Source organism: Nonomuraea sp. NPDC005730 (assembly GCF_040630865.1).
Taxonomy (GTDB): Bacteria; Actinomycetota; Actinomycetes; order Streptosporangiales; family Streptosporangiaceae; genus Nonomuraea.
In genome coordinates this window covers 19,580-34,459 of record NZ_JBEXYK010000041.1, presented here as the reverse complement: position 1 = coordinate 34,459, position 14,880 = coordinate 19,580, and the positions used below count along the sequence as shown (strand labels likewise).

Genomic DNA, 14,880 nt, shown 5'->3' with positions numbered 1-14,880 from the left:
GTCGCCTTGTCCGCCGTCTCCGTGATCTCCCAGGCCACGACCGAGCACGTCGAACCCGCCGAGCGCATCCACTTCTGGGAGGACTACAACCGCAGGGCGCTGGTGGGCCTGTCGTGCACGTCGTACTCCGAGCACGGCCTGGTGGCCAGGCAGACCAACATCGAGCTGGCCGGGCTGCGGCTGGCCGAGATCGCCGGGAACGCCCACGCGATCGAACGCAGCCCGCAGACCGTCAGGTCCACGCCGAAGGACTCGGTGTTCGCGACCCTGCTGCTCAAGGGCGAGGCGGTGTTCCTGCACGAGAACGGCTGCCTGGCCGCCACGGCGGGCGAGCTGGTCGTCTACGACACGCGCCGGCCGTACCTGTTCGGGTTCTCCTCCTCGATGCGGCAGATCCTGGTGGACGTCCCGCGCGAGCTGTTCGCGCAGGCGTGCGTGGCGGGCGGGCTGCCGGGGCCGATGGTGTTCGGCAGGGGGACGGCTCGGGAGGGCGTGCTCGTGGCCGCGCTGCGCTCGATGATCGGCGGCTTGGCCGCCCTGCGGTCCGCGCCCGACCCGGCCGAGGCCGAGCGGGCCGTGCTCGACCTGCTCAGGCAGCTCGCCGAGGAGCGTACGGGCGGGCGTCCCGGGCCGGACGCCTACCGGTCGCAGCTCATCGTCGCCGAGGACTACATCGACCGGCACCTGCACGACCCCTGCCTGGGGGCGGCGCAGGTGGCCGGGGTCATGGGCATCTCCGTGCGGCACCTGGCGCGCATCTTCGAGTCCACCGGCCGCTCGCCCGCCCGGCACATCGTGGAGCGGCGGCTGGTCCGGGCGCACGCCGAGCTGACCGGGCCGGGCGCACTGGAGACCACGATCGCCGACGTGGCCCACCGATGGGGTTTCTCCAGCCAGGCCCACTTCGCCCGCCTGTTCCGCGCCCGGTACGGCCTGACCCCGAGCGAGGCCCGCGCCGAGGCCACCCGGTAGGCAGGACGCGCTAGGGGAGCCGGCCGGTGTGCGCGAGGTCGGCCTCCATGCCCGCGGCCGTCCGCCTGAGCTCGGGCAGCACGTCGCGCAGCAGGTGGTCGCGGCTGGCCCGGCCGGCGTGCGTGGCCACGTTGACCGCGGCCACCACGCGCCCGTCCGGCCCGCGCACGGGGACGGCGATCGACCGCACGCCCTCCTCCAGCTCCTGGTCCACCAGCGCGTAGCCGTCGGCGGCGGCCTGCCGGACGGCCGCGGCCAGCCCCTCCGGCGAGGTGATCGTGTGCCGGGACAGCGGCTTCGGCTCGATGGCGGCCACCCGGGCGGCGGGCAGCCCGGCCAGCAGCACCCGGCCCATGGACGTGGCGTACGCCGGGAAGCGGGTGCCGACCGTGATGTCCACGCTCATGATGCTGACCGTCGGCACCCGGGCCACGTAGAGCACGTCGTCGCCGGACAGCACCGCCACCGACGCCGACTCGCGGACGCGTGCCACCAGGTCGGCCAGGTGCGGCTGGACCACCTCGCCGAACGTACGCCCCGACAGGTGGGCGTAGCCCAGTTCGAGCACCTTGGGCAGCAGCACGTGGCGGTCACCCTCGGCGGCGGCGTAGCCGAGGCCCTCCAGGCTCAGCACCGCGCGCCGGACCGTGGCCCGGGGCAGGCCGGTCACCCTGGCGGACTCGGCCAGCGTGCAGCCGCCGCGCGCCGACCCGAGCGAGACCAGCACGGCCAGGCCGCGGGCGAGCGACTGCAGGTAACCCATGCCCAGCTCCTCCTTGACGGCCCGCGAACCGTCGAGCCCGGCGGACGCGCGGCGCGGCTCCCGGGGCCGGGAGGCCAATGCCGCCAGGGCGGCCTCCATGTCCGCCACCGTCGCGCGCAGGCGGGGCAGGGCGTGCTCGCGCAGCCCCGCCACCGTGTGCCTGCTGGTGTGGCTGACCACGCTGACCGCGCAGACCGCCGTGCCGCCGGGGTCGCGTACGGGCAGCGCGACCGCGATCAGCCCCGGCTCGATGAGCTGGTCGTCCTCGGCCCACGGCGCGGTGGGGTCGAGCAGGGCCAGCCCCGCCGCGCACCGCCCGGCGGGCAGCAGGTCGCCCACCCGGAAGGCCACCGACATCGTGCGCCGCCGGGTGAACTGGCCGACGAAGCGCACGCCGTCGCCGTCGCGCACGGCCAGCGAGACCGACTCCTCCAGCTCGGCGGCCAGCCGCTCGGCCAGGGGCGACAGGCTCTCCTGGAGGCCGTCGCAGGCCAGGTAGGCCGCGCCCAGCTCCATCAGCGGCGGCGCGAGCAGCACGTCGCGGCCCTCGGCCCGCAGGTGCCCGAGGTGCACGAGCGTGGCCAGCACGCGGTCGACCGTGGACCTGGCCAGCCCGGTGGCGCGGACGAGGTCGGTCGCGCGCATGGGCCGCCCGGGGTCGGCGGCCAGCACACGCAGCACGGCCAGGCCGCGCTCCAGGGTCCCGGCCGGTTCCATCGGCGGCTCCTCATCCAGGTGGGGGCTTTGACAGGAACGCCCCGGTTACAGATACTCGAACTCATAATAGTGAACTAAAGTTCGCAGAGCGAACACCTCGGCTGAACGGAGCGTCGTGCGGAGAGACAAGGTGGTCGCGACGGCCGCGGAGGCGCTGGCCGGCGTGCGGGACGGCGCGTCGTTCGCGGTCGGCGGCTTCGGGCTCAGCGGCATCCCCAACGTGCTGATCCAGGCCCTCTACGACACCGGCGTGACCGGCATCGGCGTCGTGTCCAACAACTGCGGCGTCGACGGCGGCGGCCTCGGCATCCTGCTGGCCGCCGGGCGCATCGCCCGCGTCACCGCCTCCTACATCGGCGACAACAAGGAGTTCGCCCGGCAGTACCTCGGCGGCGACCTGGAGGTCGAGCTGACCCCGCAGGGCAGCCTGGCCGAGCGGCTGCGGGCCGGCGGCAGCGGCATCCCCGCCTTCTACACCCCGGCCGGGGTCGGCACCCCCGTCGCCGACGGCGGTCTGCCGCTGCGGCACCACCCCGACGGCACGGTCGCCGTCGCCTCGCCGCCGAAGGAGGTGCGCGAGTTCGACGGTCGGGAGTACGTCCTGGAGCACGGCATCCGCACCGACTTCGCGCTGGTCCGGGCGGCCAGGGGCGACCGGTCCGGCAACCTGGTCTTCCACCGTGCCGCCAGGAACTTCAACCCGCTGGCCGCCATGGCCGGGCGCATCACCGTCGCCGAGGTCGAGGAGCTGGCCGAGCACCTCGACCCCGACGAGGTCCACCTGCCCGGCGTGTTCGTGCAGCGCGTACTCCCGCTCACCCCGGAGCAGGCCGCGGACAAGGGCATCGAGAGGCGTACGATCACCCCGCCTCCGGCAGGAGGGACGGTCACCGAATGAGCTGGACCCGTGACCAGATGGTCGCGCGGGCGGCGGCCGAGCTGCGCGACGGCGACTACGTCAACCTCGGCATCGGCCTGCCCACCCGCATCCCGTCGTTCCTGCCGCCGGGCGTCGACGTGGTCCTCCACTCCGAGAACGGCATCCTCGGCGTCGGCCCCTACCCCGCGCCCGCCGACGTCGACCCCGACCTGATCAACGCGGGCAAGGAGACGGTCACCGTGCTCCCCGGCGCGTCGTTCTTCGACTCCTCGTTGTCGTTCGGCATGATCCGAGGGGGTCACATCGACGTGGCCGTGCTCGGCGCGATGCAGGTCTCGGCCCGCGGCGACCTGGCCAACTGGATGGTCCCCGGCAAGCTGGTCAAGGGCATGGGCGGGGCCATGGACCTGGTGCACGGCGCGCGCAAGGTCATCGTGATCATGGAGCACAACGCCAAGGACGGCTCACCCAAGATCGTCGAGGAGTGCTCGCTGCCCCTGACGGGCAAGCGATGCGTGCACCGGATCATCACCGACCTCGGCGTCCTCGACGTCACCGGCCAGGGGCTGGCCCTGGTCGAGAGCGCGCCGGGCGTGGGCCTGGACGAGCTGCGCAACCGTACCGACGCGGAGGTCATCGCATGAAGGACGTCTACATCGTCGACGCCGTCCGCACGCCGTTCGGCCGCCACGGCGGCGCGCTGGCCAAGGTGCGCCCCGACGACCTGGCCGCGCACGTCGTCGCGGCGCTGGTCGAGCGGACCGGCCAGGAGAGCGCCGACGAGGTGATCCTCGGCAACGCCAACGGCGCGGGCGAGGAGAACCGCAACGTCGCCCGGATGGCCGCGCTGCTGGCCGGGCTGCCGGTCACCACGCCCGGCGCCACCGTCAACCGGCTGTGCGGCTCGGGCATGGAGGCGGTCATCCAGGCCTACCGGGCGATCGCGGTCGGCGACGCCTCGGCGGTGATCGCGGGCGGCGTGGAGTCGATGACCCGCGCGCCCTGGGTGCTGCCCAAGCCCGACCGCGCCTTCCCGGCGGGCGGCGGGGAGCTGGTCTCCACGACGCTCGGCTGGCGGCTGGTCAACCCGAGGATGCCCGCCGAGCACACGGTCGCGCTCGGCGAGGGCGCCGAGCTGATCGCCGACAAGCACCGCATCACCCGCGCGGAGCAGGACGCGTACGCGCTGGGCAGCCACCGGAAGGCGGCCAAGGCGGCCCTCGACCGCGAGATCGTCCCGATCGCCGGCCTGGCCAGGGACGAGGGCATCCGCGACGACACCTCGGCCGAGGCGCTGGCCCGGCTCAAGCCGGTGTTCAGAAAGGACGGCGGCACGGTCACGGCCGGCAACTCCTCCCCGCTGAACGACGGCGCGGCGGCGCTGCTGCTGACCGACGAGGAGGGGCTGCGCGGCCGCGAGCCGCTGGCCCGCCTCACCGCGAGCGCCGCGAGCGCGCTGGAGCCGCGCTACTTCGGGCTCGGCCCGGTCGAGGCCGTGCGCAAGGCGCTGGCCAAGGCCGGCAAGGGCTTCGGCGACCTGTCGACCGTCGAGCTGAACGAGGCGTTCGCCGCGCAGGTGCTCGGCTGCCTGGCCGAGCTGCCCGAACTCGACCCCGCCCTGGTCAACCCCGACGGCGGCGCGATCGCGATCGGCCACCCGCTCGGCGCCTCCGGAGCCCGCGTCACCGGCGCCGTGGCCCACCGGCTGGCCGCGGCCGGCTCGGGCGTCGGGATCGCCTCCCTCTGCATCGGCGTCGGCCAGGGGCTGGCCGTCGTACTCGAAAGGTAGCGTCCATGTCCGAACCACTCACGCAGGCCGACATCGACCGCGAGATCGCCGCGCTGAGCGAGTCCCGCGGCGAGCGGCCCGCCGACCACCCCGCGCGCGACTACGCCCCCTACCGCAGCACCCTGCTGCGCCATCCCAAGCAGCCGCTGGTCGCGCTGAAGGACCCGGAGGCGAGCGAGCTGTCCGGCCCGGTGTTCGGCGTCACGGACGTGACCGCCCTCGACTCCGACCTGACCCGGCAGCACCTCGGCGAGCCGCTGGGCGAGCGGATCACCGTGACCGGCCGGGTGCTCGACCGCCAGGGCCGGCCCGTACGCGGCCAGCTCGTGGAGATCTGGCAGGCCAACTCCGCCGGCCGCTACCTGCACCAGCGCGACGACCACCCCGCCCCGCTCGACCCCAACTTCTCCGGCGTGGGCCGCTGCCTGACCGACGACGACGGCCGCTACCACTTCACCACGATCAAGCCCGGCCCCTACCCCTGGCGCAACCACCTCAACGCCTGGCGGCCGGCGCACATCCACTTCTCGCTGTTCGGCACGGCCTTCGCCCAGCGGCTGGTGACCCAGATGTACTTCCCCGGCGACCCGCTGTTCCCCTACGACCCGATCCTGCAGTCGGTCACCGACGACGGCGCCCGGCAGCGGCTGGTCTCCACCTACGCGCACGACCTGTCCAAGCCCGAGTGGTCGCTCGGCTACCGGTGGGACATCGTGCTCGACGGGCCCGCCGCGACCTGGATGGAGGAAGGCCGATGAACCCCACTCCCTCGCAGACGGTCGGCCCGTTCTACGGCTACGCGCTGCCCTTCCCCGGCGGCGGCGACCTGGCCACCGGCGGCATCACCGTGCACGGCCGCGTCCACGACGGCGCCGGCGACCCGATCCCCGACGCGCTGCTGGAGTTCTGGCAGGCCGACCCCGCGGGCGACGTGTCCGGCGCGCCCGGCTCGCTGCGCCGCGACCCGGTCGACGGCGCGGTGATCGGCCGGCACGGCGTCGACTTCACCGGGTTCGGCCGCGTCCCCACCGACGCCGACGGCCACTGGACCCTGCGCACGGTCGAGCCGGGCAACGGGTACATCAGCGTGTGCGTGTTCGCCCGCGGCCTGCTCCACCACCTGTTCACCCGCATCTACCTGCGGCCCGACGCCTTCCTCGACTCGCTGCCGCCCGAGCGGGCGCGCACGCTGGTCGCGGTCGAGGAGCGGGAGGGCGTCCACCGCTTCGACATCCATCTTCAGGGCGAGAAGGAGACGGTCTTCCTTGACTTCGGCTGACCCCGCCGGAGGGGCCCCGGGCGCCCCCTCCGCCGACGCCGGAGGGGGCACGGGGGCGCCCGCGACCGCCTCGGGCGACTTCGGGCTGCTCGCGCCCATGCGCGGCGGGGCCGAGGTGACCGGCGACGTGGCGGTCCTGCAGGCCATGCTCGACGCGGAGGCCGCGCTCACCCGGGTGCTGGCCGCGCTCGGGCGCGCGCCGCGGGAGGCGGCCGACGCCGTGACCGCCGCGGCCCGCGCCGAGCTGTTCGACCCGGCCGGGCTGGCCGCGCGGGCCCGTTCGGGCGGCAATCCGGTCATCCCGCTGGTGGACGACCTGCGCGCCGCCGCCGGGCCGTACGGGGAGCACGTGCACGCGGGCGCGACCAGCCAGGACATCCTCGACACCGCGCTCATGCTGGTCGCCCACCGGGCGCTCGGGCCGGTCCTGGCCGACCTCGACCGGGTGGCCGCCGGGCTCGCCACGCTGGCGTGGGCCCATCGCGACACCGTCATGGCCGCCCGCACGCTCACCCAGCAGGCCGTGCCCACCACGTTCGGGCTCAAGGCGGCGGGCTGGCGGAAGCTGGCCCTCGACGCCCGCGACCGGCTCCGCACCGCCCGCGAAGCCCTTCCCGCCCAGCTCGGCGGCCCCGCCGGCACCCTCGACCGGTTCACCGCCCCTGCCGCGGACGACGCAGGCGCGGCGGCGCTGGAGGTGCCCGGCCGGTTCGCCGCCGAGCTGGGGCTGGCCGCGCCCACGCTGCCCTGGCACGTGCTGCGCACCCCCGTCGCCGACCTGGCCGGGGCGCTGGCGTTCACCGCGGGCGCGCTGGGCAAGATGGCCGCCGACGTGCTGGTGATGTCGCGTACCGAGATCGGCGAGGTGTCCGAGGGCGTCGGCGGCGGCTCGTCGTCGATGCCGCACAAGCACAACCCCGTGCGGGCGACGATGATCGTCGCGGCGGCCCGCCAGGTGCCCGCCCAGGCCGCCGTCCTGTACGCCTCGCTCGCCGCCGAGGACGAGCGCCCGCCCGGCGCCTGGCACGCCGAATGGCAGCCGCTGCGCGAGGCGCTGCGCATGGTCGCCGGCGCCGCCCGCGACGCCGCGGAACTGGTCGCCGACCTGCGGGTGCACCCCGGGCGCATGCGCGCCGCACTGACCGTCGCCGGACCGCCCGGCGCCGCCGCCGCCCTGGTCGAGCGGGCGCTGGAGGAGAAGTGACGTTGTTGCAGCACCGGGTGGACGGCCCGGAACACGGAGAGCCGATCGTCCTCGGCCCGTCGGTCGGCACCTCGACCCGGGTGTGGGAGCCGCAGGTCGCCGCGCTGGCCCGCCGGTTCCGCGTGGTCCGCTTCGACCTGCCGGGCCACGGCGGCTCCCCGTCGTCCGGCGTGTCCACGATCGACGGCCTGGCCGGGCTCGTCCTGGACCTGGCCGACGACCTGGGCCTGGACGCCTTCCACTACGCCGGCATCTCCATCGGCGGCGCGATCGGCGCCACCCTCGCCCTGCGCCACCCCGGACGCCTGCTGTCCCTGGCGATGATCTGCTCCTCGGCCCGCTTCGGCGAGCCGGACGGCTGGCGCGAGCGCGCCGCGCTGGTCCGCGAGCGGGGCACCGCGCCGCTGCTGGAGCCCACGGCCAAGCGCTGGTTCGCCGGGCCGGGCGACCCGGCGCTGCTCGACGACCTCGCCGCCGCCGACCCCGCCGGCTACGCCGCCTGCTGCGACGCCCTGGCCGGCTACGACCTGCGCGCCGAGCTGCCCGGCATCGCCGTCCCGACGCTGGTCCTGGGCGGGCGCGACGATCCGGCCACGCCGCCCGCGCATGCCAGGGAGCTGGCCGACGGCATCCCCGGCGCGACGCTCGTGGAGGTGCCGGGAGCGGCCCACCTGGCCGGCGTCGACCAGCCGGAACGGGTCACCGCCGCGCTGCTCGCCCACCTGCCCGCCGCCCCCGGCATGCGGGTGCGCCGGGAAGTGCTGGGGGACGCCCACGTCGACCGGGCCGTCGCCCGCACCACCGCGTTCACCAGGGACTTCCAGGACCTCATCACGCGCTACGCCTGGGGGGAGATCTGGACCAGGCCCGGCCTCGACCGGCGCACCAGGAGCTGCGTCACCCTCACCGCGCTGGTCGCGCACGGGCACCTCGACGAGCTGGCCATGCACGTCCGCGCCGCCGTGCGCAACGGGCTGACGGCCGACGAGATCGGCGAGGTGCTGCTGCAGAGCGCGATCTACTGCGGGGTGCCGGCCGCCAACGCGGCGTTCGCCGTCGCCCAGCGCGTCCTTACCGAGATATCAGGGGAGTCCGCATGACCATCACCCGTGACCTGCTGATCGGCGGCAAGAACGTCCCCGCCCTGAGCGGCCGTACGACACCCGACCTGGCCCCCTACACCGGCGAGGTGTACGCGACCGTGGCCGCCGCGGGCGTCGAGGACGTCACCTCGGCCGTGGACGCGGCGCAGGCCGCCTTCGACGGCTGGGCCGCCACCAGCCCGTTCGCCCGCCGGGCGATCTTCCTCAAGGCCGCCGACCTGCTCCAGGAGCGCGGCGAGCAGGCCGTGGCGCTGATGGCCGCCGAGGTCGGCGGCACCCGCCCGTGGGCGCTGTTCAACGTCGGGCTGGCCGCGAACATGCTGCGCGAGGCCGCCGCCGCGATCACCGCGCCGCGCGGCGAGGTGCTCACCGCGCAGGAGGAGGGCGTGCTCGGCCTGGCCGTGCGCGAGCCGCTCGGCGTGGTCGCCGCCTTCTCGCCGTGGAACGCGCCGATCATCCTCGGCGTGCGCTCGGTGGCCGCCGCCCTGGCCGCGGGCAACACCGTCGTGATGAAGCCCAGCGAGGACGCCCCCATCGCGTGCGGCCTGTTCGTCGCCGACCTGCTGCACGAGGCCGGGCTGCCCGCGGGCGTGCTCAACGTGGTCACCAACGACCCGGCCGACGCCGCCGTGGTCGCCGAGGCGCTCATCGCCGACCCCCGCGTCCGCGCGGTCAACTTCACCGGCTCCACCGAGGTCGGCCGGATCATCGGCACCCACGCCGCCCGCCACCTCAAGCCCGCCCTGCTGGAGCTGGGCGGCAAGAACGCCATCATCGTCCTGGACGACGCCGACCTCGACCACGCCGTCGACGCCGCCGCGTTCGGCGTCTACATGAACGCGGGCCAGATCTGCATGTCGGGCGACCGCGTGCTGGTGCACGAGTCGCTGGCGGAGGAGTTCGGCCGCAGGTTCGCCGGCAAGGTGCGCGCGCTGCCCGCCGGCGACCCGTCCCGGCCGGAGACCGTGATCGGGCCGCTGGTCAGCGCGGACGCCGCACGCCGGGTGGCCGGGCTGGTCGCCGACGCGGTCGCCAAGGGTGCGACGGTGCTGGCCGGAGGCGGCGAGCCCGAGGGCGCGGTGCACCCGGCCACGGTGCTGACCGATGTGCCGAAGCACGCCGGTCTGTACTACGGCGAGGCGTTCGGCCCGGTGTGCGTGGTCGGCACCTTCGCCACCGACGACGAGGCCGTGGCCCTGGCCAACGACACCGAGCACGGCCTGACCGCCGGGATCATCACCGAGAACGGCACCCACGGCCTGCGCGTGGCGCGCCGCCTGCGGACCGGCATCGTGCACGTCAACGACCAGTCCGTGGGCGACGAGCCGCAGGCGCCGTTCGGCGGGGCCGGCTCCTCCGGCTACGGCCGGTTCGGCGGCCGGTGGGGCCTGGAGGCGTTCAGCAACACCCGCTGGATCACCCTGGCGACCGAGCAGGCCCACTACCCGTTCTGACCGCCCGGCCCGTTCCCGGGAGCGGCGGGCCGGTCGGTCGGCCGGCCCGCCGCCGGGTCAGTGCGCGTACGCCTGGAACTCCGCGGCCCGCACCTGCTCGCGCGCCGGGCTCGCCGTGGCGCAGTCGGTCGCGGAGGCGGGGTCGGCGTCCTGCTCGCCCGCGTAGCGCGGGTTGCCGGTGCACTGGCTGCTGACCACCCGCAGCATCAGGTGGGTGGCGCTGGTCGGCGGCACCCGGAAGGAGCGCACCAGCAGGTCCGCGCCGCGCGGCCGGGGCAGCGTGGCGTCGAACGCGTCCGCCGGGCTGGTGTAGACCTTCCTGAAGCTCGCCGGGTCGGCGCAGTTCGCGGCGCAGGCCAGCACCTCGAACGCGCGCAGCGCCGAGAACCTGTTCTGCCCGCCCGGGTCGGCGGCGTCGCCGACGTCGGGCCGGAGCATCGCGCTCACCTGGACCCTGCGCACCGTGACGGGACGGTCGCCCGCCAGGTCCACGGTGACCGACCTGCCGGCCGGCGCGCCGGTGCGCGAGGCCCAGTTCGTGGCCTCGGTGTCGTCGATCAGCCGGGCCTGGTTGACGCCGTCGCCGGCGGCCGTCGCGCCGGCCGCGGCCGAGGCGAGGTTGCGCGGCAACGGCAGCGGGAGCGGCAGCTTCGCCCCGGCCACCACCGGGAACGTCAGCCGCGCGTGCCCGAACCCGGCGCCCGCCACCACGAACCGGTACGTGCCCGGCGTCATCTCGACGGTGTCGCCCAGCGGCGTGGCCGGATCGGTGTCGGCGACCGGCACCGCGCGGCCCTCGTAGTCGCCCACGTAGAGCCGCAGGGCCGCGTCCTTGGCCGCGCCGAGCGGCTTGAGCTGGAGGGAGCCGTTGCGGCCCTGCGGGTCGACGAAGCTCGGCGTCGGGTCGGGGTCGTTCGGGCCGTTGCTGGCCGCGCCCTTGCCGAGGCCGTGCTCGGCGAACGCCCGCCACAGGATGTCCTGGTTCGCGCCGTCGAAGCGGATGGCGTCGGCGGCCAGGATCGCGTCACGGTGATCGACGTAGCTGACCGCGCCGGAGGCCATCAGCAGCAGGGCGTCGTACGAGAGCTGCGCCCACCGCCGGTTGCCCGGGCACCTGTCCACCGCCACCTTGCCGTCGGCGCAGTCGCGCTGCCGGGCGGGCGTGCCCTTGCCGTACCGCTTGACGAACGCCTCGCGGACGTCGAACTGGGTGGCGGTCCAGATCTCGCCGTCCGCGTGCACCTGCGCGCCGACCAGGTCGTAGGCGATGTCGCTGTAGTTCAGCGGCGACCTGGACATGTCGTAGTTGCGGATGCCGCGCGTCCGGTCGCCCGTGACGTACGGGCCGATCACGTACGGGGTCGCGCCGGAGGAGCGGAAGCCGTACTCGTCGAGGTACTCCATGGCGAACAGGTCTGAGGTGCTCTCGTTCATGGCGCCCGCCTGCGCGCCGCTCCAGCCGGCGTTCGGGCCGGCGATCATGCGGCCGGAGATGGCGTGGGTGTACTCGTGGCCGATGACCGACATGTCGTAGTCGCCGTCCACGCAGGGGGAGTAGAACGAGCCGGCGATCGGCTGCCACAGGTACATGTTGGTGATCGGGGCGACGCCGTCGGGGCCGGTGATCTGGTTCGCGTTGTCGCGGACCGACAACACGCGCGCCCCGGCCTGGGCGTTGCCCAGCTCGGGGTCGTTGCCGAGCCCGCCGCGGTCGCCGTTGTCCACCTGCATGTTCCAGGCGGACTCGGTGAAGCCGAGCCGGTAGGACCAGTCGTGCATGCGGTTGTGCATGGCGTTGAGGTTGGCGATGGCGGCCTCCAGGTCCGCCTCGCCCGGCTGGTCGAACGTCGCCGGGTCGCACTTGGCCTGGTGCCAGGTGTTGCGCCACGGGTAGACGTAGTCGCGGTTCGGGGAGGGCGCGTTCGCACGGGTGCCGACGGTGAACGGGTCGCCGTTGGCGCGGTTCTCGTAGGTGCGGGCGGCGTTGCCCGCGCTGGTGCGGGTCGGCGTGCCGGTGGCGTGGTCCACGTCCCAGGCGCGGCCGGTCGCCGGGTCGCCGCCGGTGGCGAGGTCGCAGCCGGGCCCGGCCGCCTGGCACCAGGTCCGCCGGGTGTCGGTGGCGGAGTAGTCGCCGGGCGGGTTGACCGGGAAGGCCGCCCAGCGCGGGTTCTCCGGGTCGAAGTGGTCGACCAGGTTCTCGCGGGTGAGGATGCCGCCGCTGACCGCGTCCACGTGGGTGGTGTACGCCGCCGCCGCGCCCTTCCCGCCGCCGATCAGGACCACCTGGTACGCGCTGTGCACGCCGTCCGGCGCGGGCACGGCCACCTTCGTGACCTGCTTCGTCGTCGCCGTGGCCAGGTCCACGCCGCCGTCGCGGGCCGCGATCTCCAGGGCCCGCGCCTCGCTGATCGCGGCGGCCGGGGGCGCGGCCTGCTCGCGGGCGAGCGAGGAGGTCACGTGGCGCACCTTCCCCCGCACGACGCCGACCGCGACGAGCCCGTCCACCCCGGCCGGCAGCCCGCCGAACCGCTGGCGCAGGAGCACGGCGTGACCGGCGCCGAGGGGGTTGACCGCGACCGTCTCCAGCCCGGCGACCTCCTCGGCCGACAGGCCGAACAGCGGCTCGTTGGCGGTCAGGTAGGCGCGGGCGGCCCGTTCGGGGTCCTCGCCCAGGCCCTCGGCGAGCGGCGCGGCGCCGGTGACGACGGCGGGGGTGCCGAGGGCGTTCCAGCGGATCTCCGCGCCGGCGGCCCGCGCGCCGAGCCCGGCGGGCGGCGGGACGCGGCCCTGCCGGTTGTCCAGGTCCGGTTCGCCGTGCTGCTCGGCCTGGAAGTCGTGGACGATCGGGGCCTGGCCGCCGGGTTCGCCCCGCGCGGCGCCGGTCAGGGGCAGGGCAGAGGCGGTGACCGCGAGGGCGATCACGGCGCTGCGTAACCAGGGTCTAGTGGACACAGTTCCTCCTGGGTACAGAAGACGCGCGGTTGACGCCCGTCCCGCCAGAGGTAACACCGCCCAGGAGTCCTGACAAGATCGGATAAAGCCTCCAGGACTGTCCAGTTCTTGACGCCGCCACCTATTCAACCTGTAGGTTGATAAACCAATGGGTTGAACAAGGAGGTGGAGATGCTTCTCCGAGAAAAGATCGCGGTGGTCTACGGCGGCGGCGGCTCGATCGGCGGCGCGGTGGCCCGCGCCTTCGCCCGCGAGGGCGCCCGCGTCTTCCTGGCCGGCCGCACCCAGGCCCCGCTCGACAAGGTCGCCGACGACATCCGTGCGGCCGGCGGCACGGCGGCGACCGCCCTCGTGGACGCGCTGGACGAGCAGGCCGTCGACGCGTTCACCGGCTCGGTGGCCGCCCGCGAGGGCCGCATCGACGTCTCGTTCAACGCCGTCTCCGTCCAGGACGTGCAGCGCCCGCTGGCCGAGATCTCCGTCGAGGACTTCCTGCGGCCGATCCAGGTCGCCGCGCGCACCCAGTTCCTCACCATCAGGGCCGCCGTGCGGCACATGGCCGGTTCGGGCGTCGTCCTGCTGTTCGGTGGCGGGGGGCCGCAGACGCAGCCGGGGCTGGGCGGGTTCAAGGTGTCGCTGGACACCATGGAGGGCATCCGCCGCCAGTGGGCGTGCGAGGCCGGGGGGCAGGGCGTGCGCGTGGTCACCCTGATCACCGGCGGCGTGCCGGAGAGCGTCCCCGGCTCGTTCCCGGGCAAGGCCGCGCTGGAGGCGGAGCTGCGCGAGCCCACCCTGCTCGGACGGCTCGCCACCCTCGCCGACGTGGGCGACGTGGCGGCGTTCGTCGCCTCCGACCGGGCCCGGACCATGACGTCGGCGACCGTGAACGTCTCCTGCGGCGCGATCGTGGACCATTAGGGTCGGCACCGCCCAGGAAGGAACGTACCCACCGATGCCCGACGACCAGCTCAGCCTCACCTTCGCCGCCCTGGCCGACCCCACCCGGCGGGCGATCCTCGCCCGGCTGGCCGACGGCGAGGCGACGGTCAACGAGCTGGCCGAGCCCTTCGAGATGAGCCTGCAGGCCGTGTCCAAGCACCTGAAGGTGCTGGAGCGGGCCGGGCTGATCAGCCGCGGACGCGACGCGCAGTGGCGGCCGTGCCGCCTGGAGACGGCGCCGCTGGAGGGCGCCTCCGCGTGGATCGACCGCTACCGCGACCGCTGGACCGGCAGCTTCGACCGGCTCGACCAGGAGATCAGGAAGCTCCGGCACAGCGAGGAAGGACGTGACCATGGGTGAGACCGAATTCGTCATCGAACCCGGCCGCCAGGACATCATCATGATCCGGGCCTTCGACGCCCCCAGGGACGTCGTGTTCCGGGCCGTGACCGACCCGGCGCTGATCCCGCGCTGGTGGGGCCCCCACTGGCTGGACACCCGGGTGGACGCCATGGAGGTCGCGCCGGGCGGCCGGTGGCGCTTCGTCAACACCGACGCCCGCGGCCGGGAGTACGCCTTCGGCGGCGTCTACCACGCGGTCGTGCCGCCGGAGCGGTACGTGCGCACGTGGGAGTTCGAGGGCACGCCGGGCGAGGTGGCCCTGGAGACCGTCCGGCTGGAGGAGACCGGCGGCCGTACCCGGTACGTGGCCCAGTCGGTGCACCCGTCCGTCGAGGCGCGCGACGCCATCGTCCGCGCCGACGGACCCAAGGGCGGCGTCCAGTCCATGGACCGCCTCGCCGAGCTGCTGAAGGCCCGCTGAGGCG

General features: G+C 74.8%; 14 protein-coding genes. 12 read left to right on the top strand and 2 right to left on the bottom strand.

From position 1 onward, the window contains the following. Positions 1 to 6: 6 nt before the first annotated feature. Positions 7 to 972 (top strand): helix-turn-helix domain-containing protein, encoded by a 966-nt coding sequence (locus tag ABZ444_RS34180; protein ID WP_358006084.1) that lies wholly within the window; start codon positions 7 to 9, stop codon positions 970 to 972. Positions 973 to 982: 10 nt separating this feature from the next. On the opposite strand, the gene ABZ444_RS34175 is transcribed toward ABZ444_RS34180, so the two are convergent. Then, positions 983 to 2,452: an IclR family transcriptional regulator C-terminal domain-containing protein gene (locus ABZ444_RS34175; protein WP_358006081.1), complete on the bottom strand. Its 1,470-nt coding sequence runs from the start codon at positions 2,450 to 2,452 to the stop codon at positions 983 to 985. Positions 2,453 to 2,567: 115 nt separating this feature from the next. On the opposite strand from ABZ444_RS34175, the gene ABZ444_RS34170 reads away from it, so the two are divergent. From ABZ444_RS34170 to ABZ444_RS34135, 8 genes are read left to right on the top strand one after another with little or no spacing between them, the layout of a single operon-like run. Continuing rightward, on the top strand, positions 2,568 to 3,350 hold the full coding sequence (locus ABZ444_RS34170) for a CoA transferase subunit A (protein WP_358006078.1): 783 nt from the start codon (positions 2,568 to 2,570) through the stop codon (positions 3,348 to 3,350). Next, positions 3,347 to 3,976 (top strand): CoA transferase subunit B, encoded by a 630-nt coding sequence (locus ABZ444_RS34165; RefSeq protein WP_358006075.1) that lies wholly within the window; start codon positions 3,347 to 3,349, stop codon positions 3,974 to 3,976. The genes ABZ444_RS34170 and ABZ444_RS34165 overlap by 4 nt, the downstream gene beginning before the upstream one ends. After that, positions 3,973 to 5,121 carry a thiolase family protein gene (locus ABZ444_RS34160; RefSeq protein ID WP_358006072.1) on the top strand — a complete coding sequence of 383 codons (1,149 nt, stop codon included), beginning with the start codon at positions 3,973 to 3,975 and terminating at the stop codon, positions 5,119 to 5,121. The genes ABZ444_RS34165 and ABZ444_RS34160 overlap by 4 nt, the downstream gene beginning before the upstream one ends. Positions 5,122 to 5,126: 5 nt before the next feature. Next, positions 5,127 to 5,879, top strand: a complete 753-nt coding sequence (gene pcaH, locus ABZ444_RS34155) for a protocatechuate 3,4-dioxygenase subunit beta (RefSeq protein ID WP_352328074.1) — start codon at positions 5,127 to 5,129, stop codon at positions 5,877 to 5,879. Next, entirely contained in the window at positions 5,876 to 6,400 is a 525-nt protein-coding gene (gene pcaG, locus ABZ444_RS34150) for a protocatechuate 3,4-dioxygenase subunit alpha (protein WP_358006070.1), read from the top strand. The genes pcaH and pcaG overlap by 4 nt, the downstream gene beginning before the upstream one ends. Further along, positions 6,387 to 7,604, top strand: coding sequence for a 3-carboxy-cis,cis-muconate cycloisomerase (gene pcaB / locus ABZ444_RS34145; RefSeq protein ID WP_358006067.1), 1,218 nt, complete (start codon positions 6,387 to 6,389; stop codon positions 7,602 to 7,604). Before pcaG ends, pcaB begins: the two co-directional genes overlap by 14 nt. A gap of 2 nt (positions 7,605 to 7,606) precedes the next feature. After that, the gene (gene pcaC / locus ABZ444_RS34140; protein ID WP_358006232.1) at positions 7,607 to 8,704 is read left to right on the top strand and encodes a 4-carboxymuconolactone decarboxylase; all 1,098 of its coding nucleotides are present in this window, start codon (positions 7,607 to 7,609) and stop codon (positions 8,702 to 8,704) included. Beyond that, positions 8,701 to 10,161 carry an aldehyde dehydrogenase family protein gene (locus ABZ444_RS34135; protein WP_358006064.1) on the top strand — a complete coding sequence of 487 codons (1,461 nt, stop codon included), beginning with the start codon at positions 8,701 to 8,703 and terminating at the stop codon, positions 10,159 to 10,161. Before pcaC ends, ABZ444_RS34135 begins: the two co-directional genes overlap by 4 nt. Before the next feature lie 57 nt (positions 10,162 to 10,218). Here ABZ444_RS34135 and ABZ444_RS34130 read toward each other — a convergent pair whose 3' ends face one another. Beyond that, a complete protein-coding gene (locus ABZ444_RS34130; RefSeq protein WP_358006061.1) occupies positions 10,219 to 13,113 on the bottom strand; it encodes a M36 family metallopeptidase in 2,895 nt (964 codons plus the stop codon). Between the two features lie 171 nt (positions 13,114 to 13,284). Between ABZ444_RS34130 and ABZ444_RS34125 the strand changes: the two genes are divergently transcribed. From ABZ444_RS34125 to ABZ444_RS34115, 3 genes are read left to right on the top strand one after another with little or no spacing between them, the layout of a single operon-like run. After that, positions 13,285 to 14,031 carry an SDR family oxidoreductase gene (locus ABZ444_RS34125; protein WP_358006058.1) on the top strand — a complete coding sequence of 249 codons (747 nt, stop codon included), beginning with the start codon at positions 13,285 to 13,287 and terminating at the stop codon, positions 14,029 to 14,031. Between the two features lie 34 nt (positions 14,032 to 14,065). Further along, the gene (locus ABZ444_RS34120; RefSeq protein ID WP_358006055.1) at positions 14,066 to 14,413 is read left to right on the top strand and encodes a metalloregulator ArsR/SmtB family transcription factor; all 348 of its coding nucleotides are present in this window, start codon (positions 14,066 to 14,068) and stop codon (positions 14,411 to 14,413) included. Further along, positions 14,406 to 14,876, top strand: coding sequence for an SRPBCC family protein (locus ABZ444_RS34115; protein ID WP_358006052.1), 471 nt, complete (start codon positions 14,406 to 14,408; stop codon positions 14,874 to 14,876). Before ABZ444_RS34120 ends, ABZ444_RS34115 begins: the two co-directional genes overlap by 8 nt. The last annotated feature ends 4 nt before the right edge of the window (positions 14,877 to 14,880 follow it).

Excerpts from the sequence above, each read along its gene's own strand:
- pcaG (WP_358006070.1), top strand. The coding sequence starts at position 5,876 with ATGAACCCCACTCCCTCGCAGACGGTCGGCCCGTTCTACGGCTACGCG.
- ABZ444_RS34165 (WP_358006075.1), top strand. The coding sequence starts at position 3,347 with ATGAGCTGGACCCGTGACCAGATGGTCGCGCGGGCGGCGGCCGAGCTG.
- ABZ444_RS34115 (WP_358006052.1), top strand. The coding sequence starts at position 14,406 with ATGGGTGAGACCGAATTCGTCATCGAACCCGGCCGCCAGGACATCATC.
- ABZ444_RS34160 (WP_358006072.1), top strand. The coding sequence starts at position 3,973 with ATGAAGGACGTCTACATCGTCGACGCCGTCCGCACGCCGTTCGGCCGC.
- ABZ444_RS34175 (WP_358006081.1), bottom strand. The coding sequence starts at position 2,452 with ATGGAACCGGCCGGGACCCTGGAGCGCGGCCTGGCCGTGCTGCGTGTG.
- ABZ444_RS34120 (WP_358006055.1), top strand. The coding sequence starts at position 14,066 with ATGCCCGACGACCAGCTCAGCCTCACCTTCGCCGCCCTGGCCGACCCC.
- ABZ444_RS34125 (WP_358006058.1), top strand. The coding sequence starts at position 13,285 with ATGCTTCTCCGAGAAAAGATCGCGGTGGTCTACGGCGGCGGCGGCTCG.
- ABZ444_RS34135 (WP_358006064.1), top strand. The coding sequence starts at position 8,701 with ATGACCATCACCCGTGACCTGCTGATCGGCGGCAAGAACGTCCCCGCC.
- pcaH (WP_352328074.1), top strand. The coding sequence starts at position 5,127 with ATGTCCGAACCACTCACGCAGGCCGACATCGACCGCGAGATCGCCGCG.